The organism is Streptomyces sp. NPDC040405 (assembly GCF_055595765.1).
Genome location: NZ_JBVIVI010000007.1, coordinates 78,106 through 104,090 on the forward strand (window position 1 = coordinate 78,106; position 25,985 = coordinate 104,090).

Below are 25,985 nucleotides of genomic sequence, written 5' to 3' on the forward strand. Positions count from 1 at the left end.
GGCTCAGGGGCGCGAAGGAGCGACGAACCGGGCGGGTCGACCGCGCGTCCGATACGCGCGCGTCCGCCTGGTAGGTACGCCGACCCGCCCTCGAGGTCACCGGGATGTCCGCGCGCGATCGGTCGCGCGCGGGCAACGGGCAGGTCTTCGGACTCGCGGGCACGCCTCGTGACGTACGAGGCACCTACTGGCCGTCGCTTCCCGGGTCCGTCTGTCGGACCCAGTGCGTGTGACGGCGGTCGTTCCCGCTCACCGCTGCGGGGCAGTCCCGGATTTCCACCGGGTTCCCTCTTACGACGCGCCTGCCTGGCGGACAGGGCGAACCAGCTGCGGGACCCAGCCTAGGCCGTGCCGCCGGATCGGGGCACCCCCCGCCCGCGCGCGACCGGCAAGCCGCGGGCGGACGGTGGGCAGGACCGCGGCGTACGCGGCCGGGTGCGGCGAAGGGTAGAAAGGGCGTATGCCGCGCCGCCGCTTAGGCTCCTCCCAGCCCGATACCGAGGTCTCGTCTACCGAAGCCCCGGAAACAGAAACCCCCGGCTCCGACGCCGAGGCGATGGTCACCGCCGTGCTGACCGCGTCCCGGCTGCTCGTCGCCGTCTCCGCCCGGTCCTTGGCCGCGGTGGAGGAATCCCTGACGCTGCCGCAGTTCCGGATGCTGGTCGTCCTGGACGCCGGAGGGCCGCTGAGCCTGTCCGGGCTGGCCGGGGAGCTGGGCGTCCAGCCGTCGACCGCGATGCGCATGATCGACCGCCTGGTCACGACGGGCGTGGTCGCGCGCGGAGAGTCTCCCGAGGACCGGCGTACCAGCATGATCTCGCTCACCCAGGGCGGTCGGCGCGTCGTGGCCGAGGTCACCGATCGGCGCCGCCGGGAGATCGCGCGCATCGTCGGCGTCATGCCCGCCGGTCAGCGGCGTCATCTGATCGAGGCGCTGCAGGCGTTCGCCGAGGCGGGCGGCGAGCCGTCCGTCGATTCCGGCCCGCAGGCCCACGCCGCCTGGTGACCGTACGCCCCCGTCGCAGGCCGTCCGGTCGGCGCCCGGCCGGTGGACCCGCGTAACCCTGCGAGAATGATCAACTGCTCTGGGAGACCGTAAGACCGGTGGGTGGCCGGAGGGATGGGGACGTGCGATGAGGCTGCGGGACCGGCTGCGGTACTGGTTCGACGGCACGATGGACCGGGGGACGCCCGCCCTCATCGGCTGGCTCGGCCTCGCCTCGCTGGCGTTGATAGCCGCGGTCTCCACGCTGGTGGTCGCCTTCAGCCACGAGGACACCCGGAAGAGCGGCGGCTGGTCGGGCGTGGTGTGGATGAGTCTGCTGCGTACGCTCGATCCGGGCACCATGGGCGGGGACACGGGCCGACCGCTGTTCCTGGTGCTGATGCTCACGGTCACGATCGGCGGCATCTTCATCGTCAGCGCGCTCATCGGTGTGCTCACCACGGGCCTGGAGAACCGGATCCAGATGCTCCGTAAGGGCCGGTCGCGGCTGATCGAGCGCGGCCACACGGTCGTACTGGGCTGGTCGGACCAGGTGTTCACGGTGATCGCGGAGCTGGTGGAGGCCAACCAGAGCGCCCGCCGCTCCTGTGTGGTGATCCTCGCCGACCACGACAAGGTCGACATGGAGGACCAGATCCGCGACCGGATCCCCGCGACCGGCCGCACCCGGGTGGTCTGCCGTTCCGGAAGCCCGCTGGAGCGGCGCGATCTGGAGCTGGTGAGCCCCGACACCGCCAAGTCAATCATGGTGTTGCCCCCGGTCGGGGACGACACCGACACGGACGTCATCAAGGTGCTTCTGCTGCTCAACAGCCGGAAGTGGAAGGGCCCGCGGCCGAACATCGTGGCGGCCGTGGAGAGTTCGGACAACCTGCCCGCGGCCCGTCTCGCCGCCGGTACGGACGCGCTGATCATCGACGCCGACGACATCGCCGTACGGCTCATCGCCCAGGCGCACCGGCAGTCGGGGCTGTCCAGCGTCTTCAACGAACTGCTCAGCTTCGAGGGAAACGAGTTCTACTTCCAGGACCAGCCCGCGCTGGCGGGCTCGACGTACGCGGACACCCTGGCCCACTACGCGCTGGGCATGGCCGCCGGGCTGCGCAGAAGCGACGGTGAGGTGCTGCTCAACCCGCCGATGGACACCGTCGTCCGCGCCGACGACCAGCTGCTGGTGATGGCCGAGGACGATCTGCTGATACGGCGCGCCGAGACCCGGCCCGAGATCGTCCCGTCCGCGATCACCACCGCGCCGGGTCGGCCGCCGGTACCGGACCGCACCCTGCTGATCGGCTGGAACTCCCGGGCGCCGAAGCTCATCACGCTGCTGGACAGCTTCGTCGAACCTGGCTCGGCGGTGGACGTCGCGGCGCCGCGGCGGCCGCGGAAGGCGGCGCCAGAGGGGCTGAAGAACCTGACGGTCGGCCACAAGCGGTGCGAACCCACCCGCCGGTCGTCCCTGGAGGCGCTCGACCTCGGCGGCTACCAGCACATCGTGGTGCTGTCCGACGACACCATCGACCCCAAGCGCGCCGATGACCGGACGCTGGTGACGCTGTTGCACCTGCGCGACATCGAAGTGCGGCTCGGCGACCCGTACTCGATCGTCACGGAGATGAACGACGACAGCAACCGGGAGATCGCCCAGGTCACCAAGGCCGACGACTTCATCGTCAGCACCAAGGTCATCAGCCTGCTGCTGACCCAGCTGACCGAGAACCGCGACCTCTACACGGTGTTCATCGACCTCTTCGACCCGGAGGGTTCGGAGATCTACCTCAAACCGGCCACCAACTACCTGGTGCCCGGGGCCGAGGCCAACTTCGCGACGGTCGTCGAGGCCGCACGGCGGCGCGGCGAGACGGCCGTCGGCTACCGGCTGGCGCGCCACGCCGACGTACCGCCCGCCTACGGTGTCTTCCTCAACCCCGACAAGGCCGCGCCGCTGGTCCTGGACGAGGGCGACGCGATCGTCGTGCTCGCCGAGGAGTGAGGCGGACAGGTCGGCCTACTGACGGCTCAGGGAGCGGCTGACGCCCGCCGCGGTGGTGGTGGCCAGGATCCAGCCAGTGACGATCAGGAGGTACGAGAGCCACTGGTACCAGCCCTGCGGGGCGAAGGCGCTCTCCTGCCCGAAGCCGATGATGGGGAGGAGCAGGTCGAGGGTGTAGAAGGCCGGGTTGAAATCGGGGGCCTCGCCGGATTTCAGCGGCCGCGGGTGGTGGAGCGCGAAGGCCAGAGTGCCGGTGAGCAGCAGGGCGAAGAGCCAGCCCGCGGCGCGCAGGGGGCGGAAGCCGTAGCCGACGGTGACGTCCTGGAGGTGGCCCCAGGCGCGGGCGTGGCGGGGCAGGGTGCGGCGGTGGCGGCGGAGCTTGGCGAGCTGGACGGTACGGGCGGCGGCCTCGTCGCCCGCGGCGCGATAGGCGGTGGTCAACTGCTCGTAGGGGGCCGGAAGATAGCCGTCCGCCTCGCGTTCCAGGAGCGGCAGCCGCTCTTCGGCGGGGAGGTGCGGCGCGAGGCTGCGGTAGGCGAGGCCGTCGATCCTGACGCGGTCGGGCCAGACCTCGGGACGGATGTGCAGCAGGTCGATCTGGGAGCCGCGCAGGTTCACCTCGCCCTCGATGGGGGCGGCTTCGCGTAGCCACAGCTCGCCGACGACACAGCTGCTGGCGCGCAGGGCCTGGCCGCCGGGGTGGGACAGCCGGGCGTGGGCGAGGTTGAGGTGGCGGGGCACCCGTACGCCGCGGAGGTTGACGCGGCCGTGGGCACGCAGCCGCATGGCGTGCAGATCGGTGCCGACGGTCAGGTTCTCGGCGTGCAGAGCGGTGCCGCCGGGGTCGTGGAGTTCGCTGTCGTCGAGGTTGACCTGGCCGGTGACGGTGGCCTCGTTGAGCCGTATCCGGCCGTGGGCGACGAGGCCCTTGGCCTGGATGTCGGTGCCGATGGCGGCGTTGTTGAGCTGGAGCAACGGCTGTTCGCAGCGGGTGTCCGGGGTGCCCAGACGTGCCCCTTCGAGGAAGAGCCCGCCGGTGATCTGCGCCCCCGCGAGCCGCACCGGGCCGGTCGTACGGCACCTGCTCATCCGCAGGACCCCCTCGGTGTGCAGGGCCCCGGCCGTGAGCTCGGGGAGGGTGGAGTCGCTGAGCACCAGGACGCGCAGCCGGGCCCCGTACAGCTGCGGGGTGCGCTCGAAGTGGCAGGACCGCAGCCGTACGGCGTGCTCGACCACCCCGTACTTCAGGCGCAGCTCCCCGGTGATGCGCGCGCCGGTCAGCTTCAGGCCCGCCACCTCGCCGTCGCGGGTGGGCCCGTCGAGCAACAGCGCGCGCAGCACCTCGGCTCGTATGGTCCGCTCGGGTCCCCAGGAGCCGCCGTCTTCGGGGTCGTCGTCGGCGCCTTCGCGGAAGTCGACGCTCTCGTCGAGTGGGAAGGCCCGCCAGACGCGCCGCTCCGCCGGTGTCAGGTGCGTGATCTCCACCGGCGGGATCGTGTCGCGGCGCGTCCGGGGTGTCAACCGCGCTGTGTCTCGCGGGCTTTCGGCTCGGTGGCGGCGGTTTCGGCGGCGGGAGCCGCGGCGGGCTTGGGGCGGATGAGGCGGCGCGCCAGGGGCTCGGTCCAGCGCGCGGTGAGGGGGCCGATGATGACCAGGATCAGGACGTACGCCGTGGCCATGGGGCCCAGCGACGGTTCGATGCCCGCGGTGACGGCGAGTCCGGCGATGACGATGGAGAACTCACCGCGGGCGACCAGGGTGCCGCCCGCGCGCCAGCGTCCCTTGATGGAGATCCCGGCGCGCCGCGCGGCCCAGTAGCCGGTGGCGATCTTGGTGCAGGTGGTGACGACGGCCAGGGCCAGGGCGGGCAGCAGGACCGGCGGGATGCTGGCGGGGTCGGTGTGCAGGCCGAAGAAGACGAAGAAGACGGCCGCGAACAGGTCGCGCAGCGGGCTGAGCAGGTTGTGGGTGCCCTCGGCGACCGATCCGGTGAGGGCGATGCCCACCAGGAAGGCGCCCACGGCGGCGGAGACCTGGAGCTGCTGGGCTATCCCGGCCACCAGCAGGGTCAGGCCCAGCACCACGAGCAGCAGCTTCTCGGGGTCGTCGCTGGAGACGAACCGGGAGATGTGGCGGCCGAAGCGGACGGCGACGAAGAGGACGAAGCCCGCGACGCCGAGCGCGATGGCCAGGGTGACGCTTCCGGCGGCCAGCCCGACACCGGCCAGCAGGGCGGTGACGATCGGCAGATAGACGGCCATCGCCAGGTCTTCGAGGACCAGGATGGACAGGATGACCGGGGTCTCGCGGTTGCCGAGGCGGCCGAGGTCGCGGAGGACCTTGGCGATGACGCCGGACGAGGAGATCCAGGTGACCCCGGCCAGCACCACGGCAGCCACCGGGCCCCAGCCCAGCAGCAGCGCCATGACGGCGCCGGGCAGGGCGTTGAGCGTGGCGTCGACCAGCCCGGCCGGGTACTGGGTCTTGAGGTTGCTGACCAGATCGCTGGCGGTGTACTCCAGCCCGAGCATCAACAGCAGCAGGACGACGCCGATTTCGGCGCCGATCGCGACGAACTCCTCACTGGCCCCGAGCGGCAGCAGCCCGCCCTCGCCGAAGGCCAGCCCGGCGAGCAGATAGAGGGGGATGGGCGAGAACTGGAAGCGTCCGGCGAGTCGGCCCAGCAGTCCGAGGCCAAGGATGACCGCACCGAACTCGATCAGGAAGACGGCAGAAGAGTGCATCCGTCTGTCACTCCCGCCCCAATATCGCCGCGGCGGCTTCCACGCCCTCGCGTGTGCCGATCACGATCAGAATGTCGCCGCCCGCCAGCCGGAAGTCCGGGGCCGGGGACGGGATGGCGTCCGCCCGGCGCAGCACGGCCACGATGGAGGTGCCGGTCTCGGTGCGCGTCCGCGTCTCGCCCAGCACCCGCCCGTTCCAGTACGAGTACGGGGACAGCTCGATCCGCTCGGCGACCAGCCCCAGCTCGGTCGTGGACAGCAGCGTGGGGCTGTGGTGCGCGGGCATCAGCGCGCTGATGAGCGCCTCCGCCTCGCCCGGGGTGAGCCGCGTGGCCAGGGCGCATTCGTCGGGATCCTCCCGGCGGTACGCGCTCAGCGTCCGCCCGCCGTCGCGGTGCGCGACGACCGACAGCCGCCCTTGGTCCCGCGTCGTCAGGTCGTAACGGACTCCAATGCCCGGCAACGGCGTACTGCTCAACCGCGGAACACCCACAGCGATCCCCTCGTTCGTGCGCGCCTTGGTGCTGGTCGCGCGGGTCGTAGTGTCGTTCGCCCACCGTAACAAATGGTAAAGAGTAAGTAATGGCGGAAAGTGCTCGGAGGCCCGGTGGAACAATCCGCGTTCGGGTGTCCGTACGCCCGGGAGACGCGCGAGAAAGACGGTGATCATGATCGAGTGGCGGCAGCTCAGCGTCGGTATGAGGCCCGTTCCCGAGCCCGTCGCCACCCCGGTCGTCTGGTCGGCGGCCTTCGCCGGGGCGCTGCTGCTGGTGGCCGTCCTCAACTCGCTCGGCGGCCATGGCCGACCGACGCTCGCCCTGATCGCGCTGTCCCTGTTCGCCGCCGTGCTCGGGCTGTGCGCGCGGTTCGTGGCGGCGCCGGGGACTGCGGTGCTGTGCTGGCTGTTCCTCAACGCCTTCGCCATCCCGCCCTCGGGGGAGCTGACCTGGGCGGGCGACCGCGACTCCACCTGGCTCGGGTGTCTGCTCGGCGCGACCGTCGTCGGCACGGCCTGCGCCCGCGTCGTCAACGCCCGGGCGGGCTACCGGCGCATCACGCCGCGCGACCGCTGAGCGGGGGCCGGGTCGTGACGACGGCCGGGCGCCGCGTTCCGCGAAGCCCGGCTCGGGGGAACAATGGCACCATGACCGAGCGCAAGCCACCGGGCATCAGCTTCGAGACATGGGCCGACCGGCAGATCCGGGAAGCGGAGGAGCGCGGAGACTTCGCCGGCCTGCCGGGCATCGGCAAGCCACTCCCCCACCTGAACAGGCCGTATGACGAACTGTGGTGGGTCAAGGACAAGATGAGCCGCGAGGGTCTGTCGTTCCTGCCACCGACACTCGTGCTGCGCAAGGAGGCGGAGGACGCGCTCGCGGCCGCCGCGGATGCACCGTCGGAGCAGGCCGTACGGAAGATCATCTCGGAGGTCAACGACAAGATCCGCGCAGCGATCCGGCGCCCTCCCCCAGGTCCCCCGCTCAATCTGGCGCCCTTCGACGCCGACGAGATCGTCCGGAAGTGGCGGGAGCGGCAGCCGGAAGAACAGGGCTGACCAGGGCCGACCGTGCCGGTGTGGCCGGGGCGCAGGGCCCCGGCCACACCGGACCGCCCTCGGGAGGGCTACTCCTCGTTGCCGTAGGGCCGGGTGATGATCTCCATGCCATGACCGGCCGGGTCCATGAAGTACAGCCCGCGGCCGCCGTAGTGGTGGTTGATCTCGCCCGGCTGCTTACCGTGCGGATCGGCGTAATACGTGATGCCCTGCTCCCGTATCCGCTGGAACGCCGCGTCGAACTCCTCGTCGGAGATGAGGAACGCGTAGTGCTGCATGGTGATCGACTCGGCGGGGATACTGGCGAAGTCCAGGGTGACCCCATTGCTGGTGGAGACCGGTATGAACGGGCCCCAGGCGTCCCCCACCTCCAGGCCCAGAATGCCGGCCAGGAATTCGGCGGATTCCCGGTTGTCCCGGGAGTGGACGATCGTGTGATTGAGCTCGACTGACACTGTGGAATGCCTCCAATTAAGGCAATCTCACGGGCACCTCCATGCCTCACCCAGCCGGTGACCGACACGCGATGCCGTATCTCCGATCCTAGGCACCGTCCCGCTCACCCGTCGAGTCCCTCCGGCCCGCCGCCACGCTGAAGATTCCGCCCTCCGCGTCACGGAGCGCCGCGATGCGGCCATAGGGGGTGTCGACGGGCGGGGAAACGACGCTTCCGCCCAGTTCCACGGTGCGTTCGGCGACCCGATCGACATCCTCGACCTGGAAATAGGCATGCCAGCGGGGCCGCACATTCGGATCGGGGGCGGCCTCCAGGGCGCCGCCGCGCAGCCCGGCAACCGCTTTCCCGTCGATATGCAGGACCACCCGGTCATGCTCGAAGCGGACGTCGCACCGCTCCCGCGCCTGGGCGTCCCAGCCGAAGACATGGCCGTAGAAAAGCGCCGCCTCGAACGCGTCACGCGTACGCAATTCCAGCCACACGGGCGCGCCCGGCCTGCGCTCGCCCCACCAGGCGGAGGTGAGATCACCCTCCCAGATACCGAAGACGGCGCCGTCCGGATCGGCCGCCCAGGCCACCCGGCCATTACCGAATTCCAGCGGCCCGACCGCCACCGTGCCCCCGCGTTCCTGGACGCGCCAGGCCACCTCGTCCGCACTGTCCGCCGCGAAGTACGTCGTCCAGGTGACGGGAAGCGTCACATCCGCCGACGGGGCCGACGCGCCGATGCCGACCGTCGCTACGCCATCGTCGGTGCAGGCGATCGTGTAGCGGCCGTGCCCGTACCGCGTGGGCCGGAACGTCCAGCCGAAGAGATCTCCGTAGAAAGCGTGCGCGCGGTCCAGATCGGCTGCCATCAGGCTCACCCAGCAGGGTGCTCCCTGGACAGCGCGGAACCTCTCCCGCAAGCCGCTCACCTCACTCCGCTCACTCCGCGTCCCTCGCCACGCCCGGCAATTCCGCGAGCAGCCGTCATCGCCCGCGCGTCACGCCCGATATCTTCACTTTCCTCCGATCCCCCGACCCGCGCCACCGCACTGTTCGCCGGGCGCCCCGGAGAGCGGCCGCGGCACGGCTGTGGTACATCACACCGGGGCGCGTCCGCCAACGTGTCACGGACGACCCGCCACGGCAGGGCAGTATTGCGCCCATGTCGAATCTCCGCTCGAACATCGTCACGTGGCTTGGCCGCAAGTACTTCACGAAGATTCAGAAGAACGGGTTCGATCTGTCCAAGATGTCGTTTCTTCCGGATGCCACGCTGGCACCGCTGAAGCGCGACGGACTCGACCCCGTGGCCGATCTCGCCAAAACCCGGGCAAAGGAACCCATCAGCAAGATATGGCTCCCTTTCGGGATCAACGGCTGGCTCGTCACCGGTTATGACGAGACCAAGGAGGTGCTCGGAAAGGCGAAGGGATTCAGCTCCGACTTCACCAACCTCGCCGAGAAGAACATCGGTGTCGCCGAACAGCAGAACCCCGGTGGTCTCGGCTTCAGCGATCCACCGACGCATACGAGACTGCGACGGCTGCTGACGCCCGAATTCACCATGCGGCGGCTCAGCAGGCTCACCCCGCGCATCCACGCCATCGTGGAGGAGCGCCTGGACGAGATGGCCGCGGCCGAGGGCCCGGTCGACCTGGTGGAGATGTTCGCGCTCCCCATTCCGGCCCTCGTCATCTGCGAACTGCTCGGCGTTCCGTACGAGGACCGCGACGACTTCCAGCGGCACAGCACCGCACGGTTCGATCTGTTCGGCGGCGCGAACGCGTCCTTCGGCGCCATGTCGGACTCACTGGCGTATCTGCACGGAATCGTTCGCAAGCAGCGCGAAGAACCGGGTGACGGGCTGCTCGGCATGCTGGTGAAGGAGCACGGCGACGAAATCGACGACCAGGAGCTGGCGGGGCTGGCCGACGGGGTGTTGACCGGCGGTCTGGAAACCACCGCGAGCATGCTGGCGCTGGGCACGCTCGTGCTGCTCCAGGCCCCCGAACAGTTCGCGGCGATACGCGACCAGGACGAGGTCGTCGACCGTTTCGTGGATGAGCTGCTGCGCTATCTCTCCGTCGTCCAGGTGGCGTTCCCGCGGTTCGCGCGCGAGGACATGGAGATAGCGGGCACCAAGATTTCCGCCGGTGATCTGGTGCTGTGCTCGCTGAGCGGAGCGAATCGCGACGAGAAGCTGGGGCCGGATATGGAACGGGTCGATCCGCACCGGCAGACGCCGTCCCACCTGGCCTTCGGCCACGGAATTCACCGCTGCATCGGTGCCGAACTGGCCAAGATGGAACTCCGGGCGGCCTATCCCGCTCTGGTCCGGCGATTCCCGGAGATGCGGCTGGCCACGGATGCCGAGAAGCTCAAGTTCCGGAAGCTGTCCATCGTTTACGGCGTCGACACGCTGCCGGTGACACTGCGTTAGGCGAGCGCGGGAGGGGCGGGAGGGGATCGGGGAAGGAAAGGGGACGGGAAGGGGCGGGGAGAGAAGGGGGCGAGGGCGGGGAATTCACGGGGTGGTTACGGGGAGACGGGGGCTTGGGGATCCGTCAGAAGCGCTCGGTGAGTTGCTCACGCCCGGCCGGCGGCTCATCCGCACGGGGCCAGAATTCGGTAATGGTCTGGATCCTGCCGTCCGGTGCCGAGGTGAAGAAGCTGATGCCCTGCATCTCCTCCTCCTCGTCGCTGAACTCGACCCAGGAGACCGCCTGGTTGGTGTCGGCGACAACGCGCTCGACCTCCAGGCTCCACTCGCCGAGCTGCTCGGCGTTGAAGCGGACCACGCCATCCCGGCCGTCCACCCGCTCCCGGGTCTGCGGAAGCTCGTAGCGCACGTCGTCGGCGAGGGTCGCGCCGAACGCCCTCCAGTCTCTGGCCTGGGCCGTCGCCCAGTATGTCTCCACAGTCGCGGCTATGTCGCTCATCGTCTCCCCCTCCGTCTGCGGCCCGTCTGTCCATGCCCGCCGCGAACGTTATCCACAGGCGCGAGGGGACGCCAGCGCGGATGTCGGGGTGCGGCGCAGAATGGGGTCATGACTGAGAGCACGGAGTCCATGCCGGACTGGGAAAAGCGGTTTCGGGCACCGCGAGTGGGGTTGCCGGAGTGGGCGGAGGACGCCCCGGACCGGTCGCTGTTCGTCTCGAACGCCACGGGCACATACGAGCTGTACGCATGGGATCGCGCGACCGGCGCGCAACGGCAGGTGACGGACCGGCCGAACGGGACGACGGACGGGGTGCTGACGCCGGACGGCCGGTGGATCTGGTGGTTCTCGGATACCGATGGTGATGAGTTCGGGGTGTGGCTGCGCCAGCCCTTCGAAGGCGGCGCAGGCGGCGACGGCGGCCAGGGCGCCGAAGGCGGCGAGGGCGGGAGCCAGGGGGCGGACGAGCCCGCGGCGCCCGGTCTCGAACCCTCCTATCCGGCGGGCCTCGTGCTCGGCCGGGACGGCACGGCGGTCGTCGGCCGGTCCACGGACGAGGAGGGCTCGACGATCCATGTGGTGGCGCCGGGGGCCGAGCCCCGGGAGATCTACCGGCACCGGGAGTCGGCCGGAGTGGGCGACCTGTCGCACGACGGGACGCTGATCGCGGTCGAGCACACCGAGCACGGCGACGCCATGCACTCGGCGCTCCGGGTCGTCCGGCTGGACGGCACGGCGGTCGCGGAGCTGGACGACACCAAGGGCGGCACCGAGGAGCTGGGCCTGTCCATCATGGGCTTCGCGCCGGTCGCCGGGGACACCCGGCTGCTGGTCGGGCACCAGCGGCGGGGCCGGTGGGAGCCGATGGTGTGGGATCCGCTGACGGGGGTGGAGACGGCCCTGGCCATCGACCTGCCGGGCGACGTCGGCGCGGACTGGTTCCCGGACGGCTCGGCGCTGCTGGTCTCCCACGACCACCAGGCGCGCGGCGAGCTGTGGCGGTATGAGCTGGCCTCCGGCGAGCTGACCCGCGTCGAGACCCCGGCCGGGACGATCGCGGGGGCCTCCGCGCGGCCGGACGGCACGATCGAGTTCCTGTGGTCCTCGGCCGAGCAGCCGCCGCAGGTGCGGTCGACGAGCGGGCGGACCGTGCTCGACCCGCCGGGGCTCAAGGCCCCCGTATCGGTGCCGGTCACCGACGCCTGGGTGGACGGACCGGGCGGGCGGGTGCACGCGCTGGTGCAGAAGCCCGAGGGCGAGGGCCCCTTCCCCACCGTCTTCGACATCCACGGCGGGCCGACCTGGCACGACAGCGACTCGTTCGCGGCGGGCCCGGCGGCCTGGGTCGACCACGGTTTCGCCGTCGTCCGGGTCAACTACCGCGGCTCCACCGGGTACGGACGGGCCTGGACGGACGCGCTCAAGCACCGGGTCGGGCTGATCGAGCTGGAGGACATCGCGGCGGTCCGGGAGTGGGCGGTGGCCTCAGGGCTGGCCGACCCCGAGCGGCTGGTGCTGTCCGGCGGCTCCTGGGGCGGCTATCTGACGCTCCTGGGAGTGGGCACCGAGCCCGAGGTCTGGGCGCTGGGCCTGGCCGCGGTCCCGGTCGCGGACTATGTGACGGCCTACCACGACGAGATGGAGGCCCTGAAGGCGATGGACCGCACGCTCCTCGGGGGCACCCCGGAGGAGGTCCCGGAGCGCTTCGCGGCGTCCTCCCCGCTCACCTACGTGGACCAGGTACGGGCGCCGGTCTACATCTCGGCCGGGGTGAACGATCCGCGCTGTCCGATACGGCAGATCGACAACTATGTGGAGCGGCTGCAGCAGCGCGGCGCCCCGCACGAGGTGTACCGCTACGACGCGGGCCACGGCTCGCTCGTGGTCGAGGAGCGGATCAAGCAGTTGCGCTTGGAGATCGATTTCGCTCAGCGTCATCTGAGTCCTGCGGGTCCGGGGCGCGGTCCGGCCGCGGCCCGGCCGGAGGAGCCGCGGGCCCGTCCGGAGTGATGCCCAGCGCGAGGTCGTGGGCGGCCTCGACCTCGCGCCGGAAAAGCCGGAACCACATGAAGACCACGAAGCCCGCGAAGACGAACCACTCACCGGTGTAGCCGAGGTTCTGGAACGCCTTGAGGTCCAGCCCGGTGCCCGCCGCCACGACGGGGGGCACCGGCTTGAGGGCCCCGGGCGCCTGGGAGGAGGTGATCCACGCGTCGTACACCGTGTACGGCACCAGATTGACCAGCGAGGCATCGCTGATCATGCCCAGCTGACCGCGTGGCAGGGCGCCGCTCGTGCTCACCCCGCCGCTGCCCTCGTGCTCGGTCGCCTGGAGTGCCCCGGTGACCGTGACCCGGCCGGACGGCGGCGCGGGCACCCCGGCGGTGTCGGCCTTGGCGGAGGCGTCCCCGGGCAGCCAGCCGCGGACGACGGGCAGCGCCTTGCCCCCATCGACGCGCAGCAGCGTCAGCACATAGAAGCCGGTCCGGTCGCCGAGCCGCCGGTCGGGAACGAGGAGTTGGTGTTCGGTGTCGTACCGGCCGGTGGCGGTCGCCCGCCGCCCGGAGGTCTCCGTGGTGACCGGCAGCAGGTCGCGCAGCGGCTTCGCCGCGGCCTCCTCGGCCCCGGAGGCATCGCGCTGCTGCTGCTCGTGCGTGTCGATGCGCGCCTCGAAGCGGCTGAGCTGCCAGCTGCCCATGAAGAGGCAGAACGGGATCGCCACCACGGTGAACACGTTGATCACCCACCAGCGGGGTGTCAGCAGAAACCGATACACACCCCCACGGTACGGGCCCCACGGCGGGCCCCCGGCGGCGGGCCCCGGCTTCACACCGCCGGGCGGAGGCTCAGGAGGAGGCCAGCAGGCCGGTGCCGTAGACCGTCCCCGCGCAGGCGCCGCTCAGGGTCACGCTGCCGACCGCGGGCTCGCCCGCCTCCGGCGTATAGCTGACCTGGACACTCGCGGCAGGCTGCTCGCCACCGCCGCCACCCGGGGAGCCGCTCGGGTCGCCCGAGCCGGGCTGGTCCGCCGGGCCGTCGCCGGCGTTCGGGGAGGGGCTGGCGGTCGGTGTGCCGTCGCCGGAGGTGGGGCATCCGCTGGTGCCGCCGCCCGACGCCGGGATCCACGCGAACCGGACCTCGTACGCCTGGCCGGGCTGGAGGATCAGCGTGCCCGGCTCGGTGGCCGGGTCGGGCAGCCCGCTGGCCGCGTCCCCCGCCGTGTGATCGACGAAGAAGACCTTCGCGGGGTCCGCTCCGCCCTGCGCGGCCACGCCGAAGGCGCCGTCGCCCTCGACCATGCATGCCTGACCGGAGGTGTTCGCGACGCGGAACGAGCCGTAGATCCGGCCCTCGGCGTCCGCCGTCCCCGTCGAACCGCCGCTGCCGCCGAGCTGGGTGCGGGAGCAGGTGGGCGAGGTCGCGTTCAGCGTGCTGGAGGGGTCGGGGGCGGTGCCGCCCGAGTCGCCGCCCTGGGCGCCCTTGGACGGCTGGTCCTCGCCCTTCTTACCGTCCTTGCCCTTGTCGCCGTGGCCGTCCGTCCGGGCCTTGTCGGAGGGCCCGTCGGGGTCCTTGCCGCCGCTGCCCTCACCGCGCCCGCTGCTGTCGCCCTCATGGGGGGTGCGATGGCTGCTGGCCGCGTTGGCCGGGCGGTCGTTCGAGGCGTTGCTCGCGGACGTGACGTGCACCAGGGCGGGCAGCGCGGCGCCGCCCAGCACCACCGCCGCCACGGCCCCGACCAGGGCCTGGCGGCGCCGCGCCCGGCGGGCGGGCACGGCGCGCCGCAGATGCTCCAGGGAGCGCGCGGTCGGCTCCAGGTCGTCCACCGCGTGGTGCAGCATCCGCCGTAGCGCCTGCTCGTCCACGTCACCCGCGTCGTCCGTACCGGTGCCGTCCGGACCGGTGCCATCCCGACCCGTGTCGCCCGAACCCGCGCCGTCCCGACCCGTGTCGCCCGAACCCGTGCCGCCCGAACCCGCGTCGTCCGAACCCGTGCCGTCGGGGACGGCCTTCAGCGGCTCGCGGCCGGCCTTCCGGTCGGGGTCCTCCGGGCCCGGCGTGTCGTTCTCGTGGTTCATGCGGGAGCCTCCATGGCGACGCGGAGGGCCGCGATGCCGCGCGAGCCGTACGCCTTGACCGAGCCGAGCGATATGCCCAGCGTCTCGGCCACCTGGGCCTCGGTCATGTCGGCGAAGTAGCGCAGCACAAGGACCTCGCGCTGGCGGCGCTGCAGCCCCTTCATCGCCTTGATCAATTGGTCGCGCTCCAGCTGGTCGTACGCGCCTTCCTCGGCACTGGCCATGTCCGGCATCGGCTTGGAGAGCAGCTTCAGCCCGAGGATGCGGCGGCGCAGCGCGGAGCGGGAGAGGTTGACGACGGTCTGCCGCAGATAGGCGAGGGTCTTCTCCGGATCGCGGACTCTTCGGCGCGCCGAGTGCACGCGGATGAACGCCTCCTGCACCACGTCCTCGCAGGACGCGGTGTCGTCGAGGAGGAGCGCGGCGAGCCCGAGCAGCGACCGGTAATGGGCGCGGTAGGTCTCGGTGAGGTGATCGACTGTGGTCCCCGCTGCCATCGCCATCGCGTCGTCAGCGTCCTCGCGCCCTGCCGCGAGGGGCGCAGGGCGGGCGGTCGACCATGGCGCGATCACCGGCATGCCGCCTGATGTGCGCGGACGCGGGGGCCGCACTGCCGTGCCGCCGCGCCCTGGAACCGTTGCGATGCCGAATGCCTCTGCCACGTCTGTTGGACACGCTGCCCCCCGTCAGGGTTGTACGCGCGAGGCACCGCTTTTGACGCTGCACCAGATCCCCCCATGCGCCCCAACTCTCCCCAATGCCCAGTTTTCACAGCGCCCACGGGTGGGCGACCAGAAAGACGCTCCCCGCTCGCTGTCGGTTGCAGCAAGCGGGGAGCGGTACGTCGGACGGGCCATCGGCCCGGACCAACTGGTCCAGGCCATTGACCAGATCACAGGATATTCACATTATCCGGGGCGTGCACCCTGTGCGGTGCGCCACGTGCGGAGGGGGCGCTACGCGGCGGTCAGCTCGGCCGCGATGACCTCACCGATCTGCGCGGTGTTGAGCGCCGCGCCCTTCCGGAGGTTGTCGCCGCACACGAAGAGTTCGAGCGCCTTCGGGTCGTCCATCGAGCGCCGCACCCGGCCGACCCACGTCGGGTCGGTGCCCACGACATCGGCGGGCGTCGGGAACTCGCCCTCCGCCGGGTTGTCGCACAGCACCACACCCGGCGCACCGGCCAGGATCTCGTGCGCCGCCTCCACCGTGACGTCGTTCTCGAACCGCGCGTGCACGGTCAGCGAGTGGGTGGTGATCACGGGCACGCGCACACAGGTCGCGGTGACCCGCAGGCCCGGCAGCCCCAGGATCTTGCGGGACTCGTTCCGTACCTTCAGCTCCTCCGAGGACCAGCCGTCCTCCTTGAGCGAGCCCGCGAACGGCACCACGTTGAGCGCCATCGGCGCCGGGAACGGCCCCGTCTCGCCGACCGCCCGCCGTACGTCGCCCGGGTGCGTACCCAGCTCCGTACCGGCCACCAGCGCGATCTGCTCACGCAGCGCGTCGATGCCCTCCTTGCCCGCGCCGGAGACCGCCTGGTACGAGGAGACGATCAGCTCGCTCAGCCCGAACTCGGCGTGCAGCGCGCCCATCGCGACGATCATCGACAGCGTGGTGCAGTTCGGGTTGGCGATGATGCCGCGCGGCCGGACGCGCGCCGCGTGCGCGTTCACCTCGGGCACGACCAGCGGCACGTCCGGGTCCATCCGGAAGGCGCCGGAGTTGTCCACGACGACCGCGCCCTTGCTGGCCGCGATCGGCGCCCACTGGGCCGAGACCTCGTCGGGGACGTCGAACATCGCGACGTCGACGCCCTCGAAGGCCTCCTCGCCCAGCGCGACGACCTCGACCTGCTCGCCCCGGACGGTCAGCTTCCGGCCGGCCGAACGCGGGGACGCGATCAGCCGGATCTCGCCCCAGACGTCGGCCCGCTCGGACAGGATCGAGAGCATGACGGTGCCGACGGCACCGGTCGCACCGACGACGGCAAGCGTCGGCTTCCGGCCACCGGCACCGCCGGCCCGGGTCATCGGCCGGTCCCTCCGTACACAACTGCCTCGACGCTGTCGCTGTCCAGCCCGAACGCGCTGTGCACGGCGCGGACCGCGTCCTTCACGTCGTCGGCGCGGGTGACGACCGAGATCCGGATCTCGGAGGTCGAGATCAGCTCGATGTTGACCCCGGCGTTCGACAGCGCCTCGAAGAAGGTCGCGGTCACGCCCGGGTTGGTCCGCATCCCGGCACCGATCAGCGAGATCTTGGCGATCTGGTCGTCGTAGCGCAGCGAGTCGAAGCCGATCTGCGGCTTCGCCTTGGTCAGCGCCTCCATCGCCCGGTGGCCGTCCGTCTTGGGCAGCGTGACGGAGATGTCGGTCAGCCCGGTCGACGCGGCGGAGACGTTCTGCACCACCATGTCGATGTTGATCTCGGCGTCCGAGATCGTGCGGAAGATGGCCGCGGCCTCACCCGGCTTGTCCGGCACCCCGACGACCGTGACCTTGGCCTCGGACGTGTCGTGTGCGACCCCGGAGATGATCGCCTGCTCCATGCCTTCTTCTCCTTCTCCCGCTTCCTGCCGATTGCGCACCCAGGTGCCCTGATGGCCGGAGAACGACGACCGTACGTGAATGGGGATGTTGTACCGGCGCGCGTACTCCACACAGCGCAGATGCAGCACCTTGGAGCCGCTCGCGGCGAGCTCCAGCATGTCCTCGTACGGGATTTCGTTGATCTTGCGAGCCTTCTTCACCACACGCGGGTCGGAGGTGAAAACCCCGTCCACGTCGGTGTAGATCTCGCACACCTCGGCCTCCAGGGCCGCGGCCAGGGCCACCGCGGTGGTGTCCGAGCCGCCCCGGCCGAGGGTGGTGATGTCCTTGCTCTCCTGGGACACGCCCTGGAAGCCCGCGACGATCGCGACGGCGCCCAGTTCGAGCGCATCGCGGATGCGCCCGGGCGTGACATCGATGATCCGCGCTTTGTTGTGGACCGCGTCGGTGATGACTCCTGCCTGGCTGCCGGTGAACGACAGCGCCTCGTGACCGAGGTCTTTGATCGCCATGGCCAGCAACGCCATGGAGATTCGCTCTCCCGCGGTCAGCAGCATGTCGAACTCGCGCCCAGTAGGAATCGGGGATACCTGCTCGGCGAGATCGATCAGCTCGTCCGTCGTGTCGCCCATCGCGGAAACCACGACGACCACCTGGTGGCCGTTCTTCTTGGCTTCGACGATTCGCTTGGCGACCCGCTTGATGCCCTCGGCATCGGCAACGGAGGAGCCTCCGTACTTCTGCACGACAAGGCCCACGTGCGCTCCTCGCAGATCTCAATAATGCGGTCGGCTCAGTTTAGCGAGCGGCCGGAAAGTACCCTCCCGATATCAGATAGCGAGACACACGCCTCACCACCTGACCAGGACGGACCAGACGGACCCGGGGGATCATGCGGCACAACGTCCCCGTACCGCGGATACTCCTGGCATCCCGTACCACTCGTTCAGCGACGAACCCTGCCCGCTTCCTGGCGAAGCACACGGGAACGTAACCCAGCTCACAGGGCGCGCGGGCGCCCCGCGGACCTCCCGGTGGGCTCTCAGGGGCGCAGGGAGCGCAGTCCCAGCGGCTCGGCGATCTCCGCGGCCATGACCCGGCCGGCCTCCTCCGCCAGCGCCTCGTCACCGCCCGCGCTGCTGTCCGTGTCCAGCCCGTCCAGCTCGTCCAGCGGGCTGTCCAGCCGTACGTGCGCGACGAGCGACTGGAGCGCGCGCAGGGCGGCGGAGGCGGTCGTACCCCAGTTGGAGAGGTACGAGAACTGCCACCACCACAGCGCCTCGCTGACCCTGCCCTCGCGGTAGTGCGCCATGCCGTGCCGCAGATCCGTGATGATCAGGGCGAGGTCGTCGGAGATGCGGCAGGGGACGGGCTCGCTGCGCGGTACGTACGGGTCGAAGACCTCCGAGTAGACGTCCACCGGCTCCAGCAGCCGGGCGAACCGCTCCCGCAGCTCGTCGACGTCCGGCTCCGGACCGGCGTCCGGCTCGTACCGCTCATCCGGTACGAAGTCCTCGTGCGCGCCGAGCCGCCCGCCGGCGAGGATCAGCTGGGAGAGTTCGAGCAGCAGGAACGGCACGGCGCTGGCCGGTTCGTCGCCCTTGGCGACCTCGGTGACCGCGACGATGAAACTCTCGATCTGATCGGCGATCTGGACCGCGAAGTCGTCGGGGTCCGGGTGGGCGTCGTGCAACGTTGCGTCAGACATCGAGAAGTCTTCTCCCTTCGAAGGCACGACCCAGCGTGACCTCGTCGGCATACTCCAGGTCTCCCCCGACGGGAAGACCACTGGCCAGGCGTGTGACCTTCAGGCCCATGGGCTTGATCATGCGCGCGAGGTACGTGGCGGTGGCCTCACCCTCCAGATTCGGATCGGTGGCCAGGATCAGCTCGGTGACCGTCCCGTCCGCGAGCCGGGCCAGCAGCTCCCTGATCCGCAGATCGTCCGGACCCACGCCCTCGATGGGGCTGATCGCCCCGCCGAGCACGTGATAGCGGCCGCGGAACTCGCGGGTCCGCTCGATCGCGACCACGTCCTTGGGCTCCTCGACCACGCAGATGACCGCGGGGTCGCGGCGCGGATCCTGGCAGACCCGGCACTGCTCGGCCTCGGCGACGTTCCCGCACACCGCGCAGAACCGCACCTTCTCCTTGACCTCGGTCAGCGCGTGAGCGAGGCGGCGGACATCGGTGGGCTCGGACTGGAGGATGTGGAAGGCGATCCGCTGCGCGCTCTTGGGACCGACGCCGGGCAGCCTGCCCAACTCGTCGATGAGGTCCTGGACCACGCCCTCGTACACGCCTGCATCCAATCTCGCGCCGCCGCGCGGTGGCTGTACTGCATATGAATTTTCGGTTGCACCGGTCGAAACGGGGCACAGCGCCCGTCGGGCCGGTCCGTCCGGCCCTGCCGCCCGGGCCCGTCCGGCCCATGGGGCGGACCGGATACGGACCCTCGGTCTCAGACCTTCAGTCTCGGGCCTTCGGCCTCAGAAGGGCAGACCCGGCATCCCGCCCAGCCCCTGCGCCAGCGGGCCGAGCTTCGTCTGCTGCAGTTCCTGCGCCACATGGTTCGCGTCGCGGACGGCCGCGACGACGAGGTCCGCGAGGGTCTCGGTGTCCTCCGGGTCCACCGCCTTCGGGTCGATCACCAGACCCTGCAGCTCACCGGCACCGGTCACGGTCGCCTTCACCAGCCCACCACCCGAGGACCCCTCGACAGGGGTACGGGCCAGCTCCTCCTGGGCCGCGGCGAGGTCCTGCTGCATCTTCTGCGCCTGCTGCAGCAGCTGCTGCATGTCAGGCTGGCCACCACCGGGAATCACGAGTTCGCTCCTGGCTGTCGACTGCGGTTCTCTTCGATAGCCCGAGCCTACGTGCTCCCACGGCGCCTTGCCCTACGCCGTACGGAGGAGACATCCGCACCCGGGATCCGGGCCGCTCGTCCTACGCCGCTGGCCCACCCGGCCTAGTCGTTGGCGATCTCCTCGATGACCGTGGCGCCCAGCTCGCGCACGATCAGGTCGTGCCCGCTCAGCGCGGTCTCGTCCAGATCCGGGTCGTCCTCGGCGGGCATGTCGTCGTACGGCGAGACGGGCGGAGGCTCGGGCTCCCGGTACGCGGACGCCTCGGGGGGCGGCCCCGCGTCGGCGGGGGCGGGAGCCGGGGCCGGGGCCGCCGGTGCGGGGGCGGAGGGGGGCGCGGGGGCGGGCTGCCGGGGCGGTGCGGGCTGGCCGCCGCCTGCGCCTCCGCCGAAGCCGCCGCTTCCGCTTCCGCCGCCGCCGAAGCCGCCGGGACCGCCGGACGCTCCCGGCCCGGACCCGCCGGGCCCGCCGCCCGGACCGCCTGGCCCGCCCGGCCCACCGGAGGGATCGACGATCGCCTCGATGCGCCACTGCACGCCGATCGCCTCGCTGAGGGCCTGCCGCAGGACGTCCTCGCTGCCGCCGTTGGCGAAGCTGTCGCGGGCGCCCACGTTGGGGAACCCGATCTGGAGGGTCGTGCCGTCGAAGCCGGAGACCGTGGCGTTCTGGCTCAGCAGGATCCAGGTGAAGCGGCGGCGGTTCTTGACCGCCTCCAGGATGTCCGGCCACATCTGCCGCACCTGCATGGCGCCCTGCGCCATGCCCGGAGTCGGCTGCGGCTGGCCGGGTCCACCGGCGGGACGCCCCTGCCCGGCCGCCCCCGGTCCGGCCGCGGGCGCGGGTCCGGGAGCGGGAGCGGGCGTGGACGCCCCCGCACCAGGCTGTGCGCTCGTGGGCCAGGCCCCCGGCCGCTGCCCGCCGCCCGCCGCGGGCGAACCGCCGGGCTGCTGCCCACCGCCGCCCGCACCGGGCTGTGCGCTGGTGGGCCAGGCACCGGGCCGCTGCCCGCCGCTTGGCGCCGCCTGCCCGGCCGTACCGCCGCCTCCGCCGCCGCCCGCCGAAGGCCAGGCGCCGGGGCGCCGCGCCCCACTGTCCGTACCGCCACTGTCTCCGGGGCCGTCAGCCGAGACAGGCTGCGCACCACCACCGACGGGCGGCCCGCCTGCGGCCCCGTCGTCCTGTCCGCCGGGCTGCACCTCAGGCACCCTGTGCGCCTCAGGCACCACAGGCTCCTCGGGTACCTCAGGCGCACCCGCGCCCGGCCCGCGCCCCATCGCCGCGCGGGCGGCCGCCGGGCCGGCGGGCCCGGCCGGAACGTGGGCGTCCGGCCCCGGTACGTACCCCACAGCAGGCCCGGGCCCACCGCCGACAGCACCCCCGCCAGCGCCGCCGACACCACCAAGGCCGCCCGCCAGGGCACCCCGCTCCAGCCGCTCCAGCCGCGACTGGACGGACCGCTCGTCGTCGAAGGCGGCGGGCAGCAGCACCCGCGCGCAGATCAGCTCCAGCTGCAGCCGCGGCGAGGTGGCGCCGCGCATCTCCGTCAGCCCCTCGTTGACGAGATCGGCCGCCCGGCCCAGCTCGGCCCCGCCGAAGACCGACGCCTGCGCCTGCATCCGCTCGACCACATCGGCCGGGGCGTCGATGAGCCCCTTGTCCGCCGCGTCCGGCACGGCGGCGAGGATCACCAGATCGCGCAGCCGCTCCAGCAGGTCGGCGACGAAGCGCCGGGGGTCGTTGCCGCCCTCGATCACCCGGTTCACGACCTCGAAGGCCGCCGCGCCGTCGGTCGCCGCGAACGCCTCCACGATCGCGTCGAGCAGCGAGCCGTCCGTATAACCGAGCAGCGAGGTGGCCATGGCGTACGTCACGCCGTCCTCGCTCGCGCCCGCGAGCAGCTGGTCCATGACCGACATCGAGTCCCGGACGGACCCGGCGCCCGCCCGCACCACCAGCGGCAGCACCCCGTCCTCGATCGGAATGTCCTCGCGCCCGCAGACCTCGCCCAGATAGTCGCGGAGCGTCCCCGGGGGCACCAGCCGGAACGGATAGTGGTGCGTACGCGACCGGATGGTGCCGATGACCTTCTCCGGCTCGGTGGTCGCGAAGATGAACTTCAGATGCTCCGGCGGCTCCTCGACCACCTTCAGCAGGGCGTTGAACCCCGCCGAGGTGACCATGTGGGCCTCGTCGATGATGTAGATCTTGTAGCGGCTCGACGCGGGCCCGAAGAACGCCTTCTCCCGCAGCTCCCGCGCGTCGTCCACGCCACCGTGCGAGGCGGCGTCGATCTCGATGACATCGATCGACCCGGGCCCGTTCCGCGCGAGGTCCTGGCAGGACTGACACTCCCCGCACGGCGCCGGGGTGGGGCCCTTCTCACAGTTCAGACAGCGGGCCAGGATGCGCGCACTGGTCGTCTTGCCACAGCCGCGCGGACCACTGAACAGATACGCGTGGTTGACCCGGTTGTTGCGCAGCGCCTGCTGCAGGGGATCGGTGACATGCTCCTGCCCGATGACCTCCGCAAAGGTCTCGGGGCGGTAGCGGCGGTACAGCGCGAGGGACGACACGCTTACGACGATATCGGGGCCCACCGACATCCGGACGCCGCCCGGGTCCCCCTCCACAACGCAAGGGCCCCCCACGCACCCGCCAGAGCTCACTTACCCTTGCTGCCTTCCGGCCCTGGGGGAGTTCGGTGAGATAGCGCCACGTGAGGGGCTGGCCCCCACCCTAGCGGATAGATCGGGGTGGGAACGAGTTCGCGAGCACTCCCGATCGTCTTGTACAGTCTCCAGCGGAGGATTCGCCTAGAGGCCTAGGGCGCACGCTTGGAAAGCGTGTTGGGGGCAACCCCTCACGAGTTCGAATCTCGTATCCTCCGCCGTGCCTTCACCGGGCACAACGTCGAAGGGCCCCACCGCTCGCGGTGGGGCCCTTCGACGTGTCCTCAGCCCTCGTTGTTCTGGATTTTGTCCACAGGGGGTGCGTTCCGGCGCTTGTTGACTTCGAGCAGCAGACGCTGCGCCTCTTCCAGGGAGTAGCGCTCAACCTCTGCTTCGTCCTCTTCCATCCGTTTCCACCCATGGCGGCCTCGCCAACGCAGCGACGTTCTTCGCCATGTGCCCCGCCCTGCCGCCTCACCGAGAGGTACAGGCTCTCCAGGTGTCGGGCTTCAAGCGGTCGATGCGGTGCTCTCACATCGAACTGAGGCAGCCCTTGAGCCGCCCCTGCCCGCCAAGGGGGAACCTCACCTCATTCGGCGCCAGCCGACCGCGGGCATACGCCATTCTTGAACCGGCGCCGGGTTCCGGCTCCGCTGTGACGCTCCCTGGTCTGACGAGGTGCACCCCGCGTGAAGTCCCGATCAACGCTGGCGACGTGGCTGGGCGCCCTCGACGGCTCTCGTCTGGCACGTGTACTCGGAGCGCGCAAAGACGCCGTGTCCCCTCCGGAACCGCGCTCGGTGGGGGAACTGTCGGACCGTCTTCAGCGCCCGGGATCGGTGGCGCTGGTCCTGCCGCGGCTCGCGCTGCCGTACCTCCAGGTGACCGAGGCGCTGGCGGCGCTGGGGGCGCCCGTATCGCGTGATGCGCTGGCGGAGCTGCTGGGAGTGGCGGACGACGGAACGACTCGTGAGCTGGAGGCCGCGCTGGAAGTGCTGGCCGATCACGCTCTGGTCTGGCCGGACGGCGCGGGGAAGCTCCACATGGCCGGGCCGCTGCGGCAGGCATGGGACGCGCCCCTGGGGCTGGATGCTCCGCTGGAGCAACTGCTCGCGGGCGCGACCTCCGACGAGCTGCGCGGCATGCTGGCGGCACTGGGCGTCAAGCCGCCGGGCACCAAGCAGCGGCGACTGGCCGTGCTGGTGGCACACCACAGCGACCCGGAGGAGGTCGCCTCAGTGGTCGCCAAGGCCCCTGCGGCGGCCCGGGAGCTGCTCGGACGCCGAGCGGAGACTGTGCCGAGGGAGCCGCGGTTCATTGTGGTCGGCACTGCTGGTCCCGGCCTCGAAACGGGCGAGCGATGGGCGTTGGAGCGGGGGCTCCTGGTCCAGGAGCGTCACGGCTACGGCCCGGCCCGTATGCCGGCCGAGGTGGCGCTCGCGTTGCGCGGGCCGGGCTGGCACGCCCCGTTCGAACCCGTCCCGCCCCTCGTACGTTTGGCGACTGTCAGCCCGGTGGATGTGGACCGCGAAGCGTCTGCCGCGGCCACGGAGTTCGCTTCGCGTGCCGCCTCGGTCCTGTCGGCCTGCTCGGCGGCCGCGCCGGCCCGGCTGAAGTCCGGCGGGATCGGTGCGCGTGAACTGGCCCGGATCGGAAAGACCGCCCAGGCCGGTGACGCCGTCGTGCGTCTTGCTCTCGAGACGGCGTACGCCGCTGGGCTCCTGGCGCGGGACGGCGATCGTGTGGTCCCCACCGAGGCGTACGACGCCTGGGCGGAACAGGAACCTCCGGAGCAGTTCGCCGTACTGCTTGAGGCGTGGTGGAACCTGCCGCTCGCCCCCACCCAGGCCCGCGACGAGGACAACAAGGCGCTCCCCGCTCTCGCCGGCGCACCGCCTCGCAACGGCTGTGTGCAGGCACGCCATGGGCTGTTGGACGCAGCCGCGCAGCTTCCCGCAAGACAGGGCACCAGCGTCACCTCGGATCTGGGGCCCCTGATCACCTGGCACCGTCCGTTCGCCGACTCATCGCCCCAGGGGGAAACGTCGTTCGCCGCCGTGGTCCGTGAGGCAGAGCTCCTGGGCGTGCTCGCGCGCGGTGCCCTGTCCGCCTTCGGCATCCACCTGCGGACCGGCGACGCGGAAGGTCTGAGCGTCGAGTGCCGACGGCTGCTGCCCTCGCCCACCACGACGGCACGGATCGGCGTCGACCTCACCGCCGTCGTCACCGGCACACCGTCCGCGCGGCTGGCCTCGCTCCTGGACTCCGTCGCCGACCGGGAGACCGGCGGCACCGCATCAGTGTGGCGGTTCAGCGCCGGCAGCCTCCGCCGGGCGCTGGACGCCGGCCGAATCCCGGACGACATCACGACCGACCTGGCCACTGTCGCCGCCGGACCCCTGCCGCAGCCGCTGTCATACCTGATCGCCGACACCGCGCGCGGTCACGGGCGCGTACGCATCGCCCCTGCCGCCTGCGTCCTCCACAGCGACGAGCCCGCCCTGCTGGCCGAGCTGGCCGCCCACCGCCGACTCGCGGGGCTCGGACTGCGGCAGCTGGCGCCGACGGTGCTGATCAGCCGCAGCCCGGCCGACACGACTCTCGCCGCGCTCCGGGACGAGGGATATGCCCCTGTCGCGGAGACGGACGACGGCACAGTACGCATCGAAAAGGCCCGGCCTCGGCGGGCCGCCGCTCCCGTACCCGCTCCGCGCTCCACCAGGACGAGGGACGGCGGCCGGAACGCTGCCACGCGTACGCCGAAGGCACCCGCCGTCGACCCCGACGCCCTGGCCGCCCGACTGCTGGCTGCCCCGCCGACCACGCCCGAACCCGCGCCGTTCGACGGGGGAGTGCCCTTCGCCACGGACACCGAGGAGATCGTCGCGGGAGGGGCGAAGCACCTGCCGTACAGCGACGTCCGCCAGCTCGCCCATGCGGTCGATGCCGGTGAACCCATCACCGTCGAGTACGTCGCCACCGCGGGGAACCGGACCGTGCGCACCCTCAGCCGCCTCATGCTCGACCCGCCCTACCTCGAAGCCTGGTGCCACCTGCGCAACGCCGAGCGCGTTTTCACCCTCTCCCGCATCCACAGCGTCATGAGCTTCATGCCCGACTGAGGACGAGGGGCAGTTTAGTA

General features: G+C 71.3%; 23 protein-coding genes, 1 tRNA gene, 1 other RNA gene and 1 riboswitch. Of the genes, 8 read left to right on the forward strand and 17 right to left on the reverse strand.

All coding sequences use genetic code 11. The annotated features are described in order from the left end of the window. Positions 1 to 121: 121 nt before the first annotated feature. A riboswitch (cobalamin riboswitch) is annotated at positions 122 to 343 on the reverse strand. A 117-nt stretch (positions 344 to 460) separates the two neighbouring features. Continuing rightward, positions 461 to 1,006 carry a MarR family winged helix-turn-helix transcriptional regulator gene (locus ACZ59A_RS27055; RefSeq protein WP_470963353.1) on the forward strand — a complete coding sequence of 182 codons (546 nt, stop codon included), beginning with the start codon at positions 461 to 463 and terminating at the stop codon, positions 1,004 to 1,006. A 127-nt stretch (positions 1,007 to 1,133) separates the two neighbouring features. Continuing rightward, complete coding sequence (locus ACZ59A_RS27060) at positions 1,134 to 2,999, forward strand: CASTOR/POLLUX-related putative ion channel (protein WP_470963356.1); 1,866 nt, start codon at positions 1,134 to 1,136, stop codon at positions 2,997 to 2,999. Between the two features lie 15 nt (positions 3,000 to 3,014). On the opposite strand, the gene ACZ59A_RS27065 is transcribed toward ACZ59A_RS27060, so the two are convergent. Genes ACZ59A_RS27065 through ACZ59A_RS27075 form a run of 3 tightly spaced genes read right to left on the reverse strand, consistent with a single transcriptional unit; the run spans position 3,015 to position 6,236 of the window. Further along, on the reverse strand, positions 3,015 to 4,484 hold the full coding sequence (locus ACZ59A_RS27065; RefSeq protein WP_470963359.1) for a membrane-associated oxidoreductase: 1,470 nt from the start codon (positions 4,482 to 4,484) through the stop codon (positions 3,015 to 3,017). A 32-nt stretch (positions 4,485 to 4,516) separates the two neighbouring features. After that, entirely contained in the window at positions 4,517 to 5,743 is a 1,227-nt protein-coding gene (locus ACZ59A_RS27070; RefSeq protein WP_470963362.1) for a cation:proton antiporter, read from the reverse strand. A gap of 7 nt (positions 5,744 to 5,750) precedes the next feature. Then, a complete protein-coding gene (locus tag ACZ59A_RS27075) occupies positions 5,751 to 6,236 on the reverse strand; it encodes a cation:proton antiporter regulatory subunit (RefSeq protein ID WP_470963365.1) in 486 nt (161 codons plus the stop codon). Positions 6,237 to 6,411: 175 nt separating this feature from the next. Here ACZ59A_RS27075 and ACZ59A_RS27080 point away from each other — a divergent pair, with 175 nt between their 5' ends. Together ACZ59A_RS27080 and ACZ59A_RS27085 are read left to right on the forward strand one after the other, a co-directional pair. Then, positions 6,412 to 6,816, forward strand: coding sequence for a hypothetical protein (locus tag ACZ59A_RS27080; protein WP_470963368.1), 405 nt, complete (start codon positions 6,412 to 6,414; stop codon positions 6,814 to 6,816). Positions 6,817 to 6,887: 71 nt separating this feature from the next. After that, positions 6,888 to 7,298 (forward strand): DnaJ family domain-containing protein, encoded by a 411-nt coding sequence (locus ACZ59A_RS27085; protein WP_470963371.1) that lies wholly within the window; start codon positions 6,888 to 6,890, stop codon positions 7,296 to 7,298. A 68-nt stretch (positions 7,299 to 7,366) separates the two neighbouring features. Here the strand turns inward: ACZ59A_RS27085 and ACZ59A_RS27090 are convergent, their stop codons facing one another. Further along, positions 7,367 to 7,753, reverse strand: coding sequence for a VOC family protein (locus tag ACZ59A_RS27090; protein WP_470963374.1), 387 nt, complete (start codon positions 7,751 to 7,753; stop codon positions 7,367 to 7,369). A gap of 88 nt (positions 7,754 to 7,841) precedes the next feature. Next, positions 7,842 to 8,612 carry a VOC family protein gene (locus ACZ59A_RS27095; protein WP_470964425.1) on the reverse strand — a complete coding sequence of 257 codons (771 nt, stop codon included), beginning with the start codon at positions 8,610 to 8,612 and terminating at the stop codon, positions 7,842 to 7,844. 293 nt (positions 8,613 to 8,905) lie between these two features. Between ACZ59A_RS27095 and ACZ59A_RS27100 the strand changes: the two genes are divergently transcribed. Beyond that, entirely contained in the window at positions 8,906 to 10,183 is a 1,278-nt protein-coding gene (locus ACZ59A_RS27100) for a cytochrome P450 (RefSeq protein WP_468043521.1), read from the forward strand. A 124-nt stretch (positions 10,184 to 10,307) separates the two neighbouring features. Here ACZ59A_RS27100 and ACZ59A_RS27105 read toward each other — a convergent pair whose 3' ends face one another. Beyond that, complete coding sequence (locus ACZ59A_RS27105; RefSeq protein ID WP_470963377.1) at positions 10,308 to 10,682, reverse strand: nuclear transport factor 2 family protein; 375 nt, start codon at positions 10,680 to 10,682, stop codon at positions 10,308 to 10,310. 129 nt (positions 10,683 to 10,811) lie between these two features. Here ACZ59A_RS27105 and ACZ59A_RS27110 point away from each other — a divergent pair, with 129 nt between their 5' ends. After that, the gene (locus ACZ59A_RS27110; protein WP_470964428.1) at positions 10,812 to 12,692 is read left to right on the forward strand and encodes a S9 family peptidase; all 1,881 of its coding nucleotides are present in this window, start codon (positions 10,812 to 10,814) and stop codon (positions 12,690 to 12,692) included. Here ACZ59A_RS27110 and ACZ59A_RS27115 read toward each other — a convergent pair. From ACZ59A_RS27115 to ffs, 10 genes are all read right to left on the reverse strand, one after another. Next, positions 12,580 to 13,458, reverse strand: a complete 879-nt coding sequence (locus tag ACZ59A_RS27115; protein ID WP_470963380.1) for an SURF1 family protein — start codon at positions 13,456 to 13,458, stop codon at positions 12,580 to 12,582. The two genes, ACZ59A_RS27110 and ACZ59A_RS27115, sit on opposite strands and share 113 nt — an antisense overlap. A 70-nt stretch (positions 13,459 to 13,528) precedes the next feature. After that, complete coding sequence (locus tag ACZ59A_RS27120) at positions 13,529 to 14,758, reverse strand: hypothetical protein (protein WP_470963383.1); 1,230 nt, start codon at positions 14,756 to 14,758, stop codon at positions 13,529 to 13,531. Beyond that, positions 14,755 to 15,336, reverse strand: coding sequence for a SigE family RNA polymerase sigma factor (locus tag ACZ59A_RS27125; protein ID WP_468043513.1), 582 nt, complete (start codon positions 15,334 to 15,336; stop codon positions 14,755 to 14,757). Before ACZ59A_RS27125 ends, ACZ59A_RS27120 begins: the two co-directional genes overlap by 4 nt. Positions 15,337 to 15,714: 378 nt before the next feature. Further along, a complete protein-coding gene (locus ACZ59A_RS27130) occupies positions 15,715 to 16,791 on the reverse strand; it encodes an aspartate-semialdehyde dehydrogenase (protein WP_470963386.1) in 1,077 nt (358 codons plus the stop codon). Beyond that, the gene (locus ACZ59A_RS27135) at positions 16,788 to 18,068 is read right to left on the reverse strand and encodes an aspartate kinase (RefSeq protein ID WP_009716710.1); all 1,281 of its coding nucleotides are present in this window, start codon (positions 18,066 to 18,068) and stop codon (positions 16,788 to 16,790) included. Before ACZ59A_RS27135 ends, ACZ59A_RS27130 begins: the two co-directional genes overlap by 4 nt. Before the next feature lie 284 nt (positions 18,069 to 18,352). After that, positions 18,353 to 19,018, reverse strand: a complete 666-nt coding sequence (locus tag ACZ59A_RS27140; RefSeq protein ID WP_470963389.1) for a DUF5063 domain-containing protein — start codon at positions 19,016 to 19,018, stop codon at positions 18,353 to 18,355. Further along, entirely contained in the window at positions 19,011 to 19,610 is a 600-nt protein-coding gene (gene recR / locus ACZ59A_RS27145; protein WP_009716708.1) for a recombination mediator RecR, read from the reverse strand. Before recR ends, ACZ59A_RS27140 begins: the two co-directional genes overlap by 8 nt. 189 nt (positions 19,611 to 19,799) lie before the next feature. Further along, positions 19,800 to 20,135, reverse strand: a complete 336-nt coding sequence (locus ACZ59A_RS27150) for a YbaB/EbfC family nucleoid-associated protein (RefSeq protein WP_009716707.1) — start codon at positions 20,133 to 20,135, stop codon at positions 19,800 to 19,802. Between the two features lie 143 nt (positions 20,136 to 20,278). Then, the gene (locus tag ACZ59A_RS27155; RefSeq protein ID WP_470963394.1) at positions 20,279 to 22,747 is read right to left on the reverse strand and encodes a DNA polymerase III subunit gamma and tau; all 2,469 of its coding nucleotides are present in this window, start codon (positions 22,745 to 22,747) and stop codon (positions 20,279 to 20,281) included. A 60-nt stretch (positions 22,748 to 22,807) separates the two neighbouring features. Then, positions 22,808 to 22,902, reverse strand: an RNA gene (gene ffs / locus ACZ59A_RS27160) — signal recognition particle sRNA small type. Positions 22,903 to 22,976: 74 nt separating this feature from the next. On the opposite strand from ffs, the gene ACZ59A_RS27165 reads away from it, so the two are divergent. Further along, positions 22,977 to 23,061 (forward strand) — tRNA-Ser (locus ACZ59A_RS27165). Between the two features lie 66 nt (positions 23,062 to 23,127). Here ACZ59A_RS27165 and ACZ59A_RS27170 read toward each other — a convergent pair. Beyond that, a complete protein-coding gene (locus ACZ59A_RS27170) occupies positions 23,128 to 23,250 on the reverse strand; it encodes a hypothetical protein (RefSeq protein WP_470963397.1) in 123 nt (40 codons plus the stop codon). A 282-nt stretch (positions 23,251 to 23,532) separates the two neighbouring features. Between ACZ59A_RS27170 and ACZ59A_RS27175 the strand changes: the two genes are divergently transcribed. Next, positions 23,533 to 25,965 (forward strand): helicase-associated domain-containing protein, encoded by a 2,433-nt coding sequence (locus tag ACZ59A_RS27175; protein WP_470963401.1) that lies wholly within the window; start codon positions 23,533 to 23,535, stop codon positions 25,963 to 25,965. Positions 25,966 to 25,985: the final 20 nt, after the last annotated feature.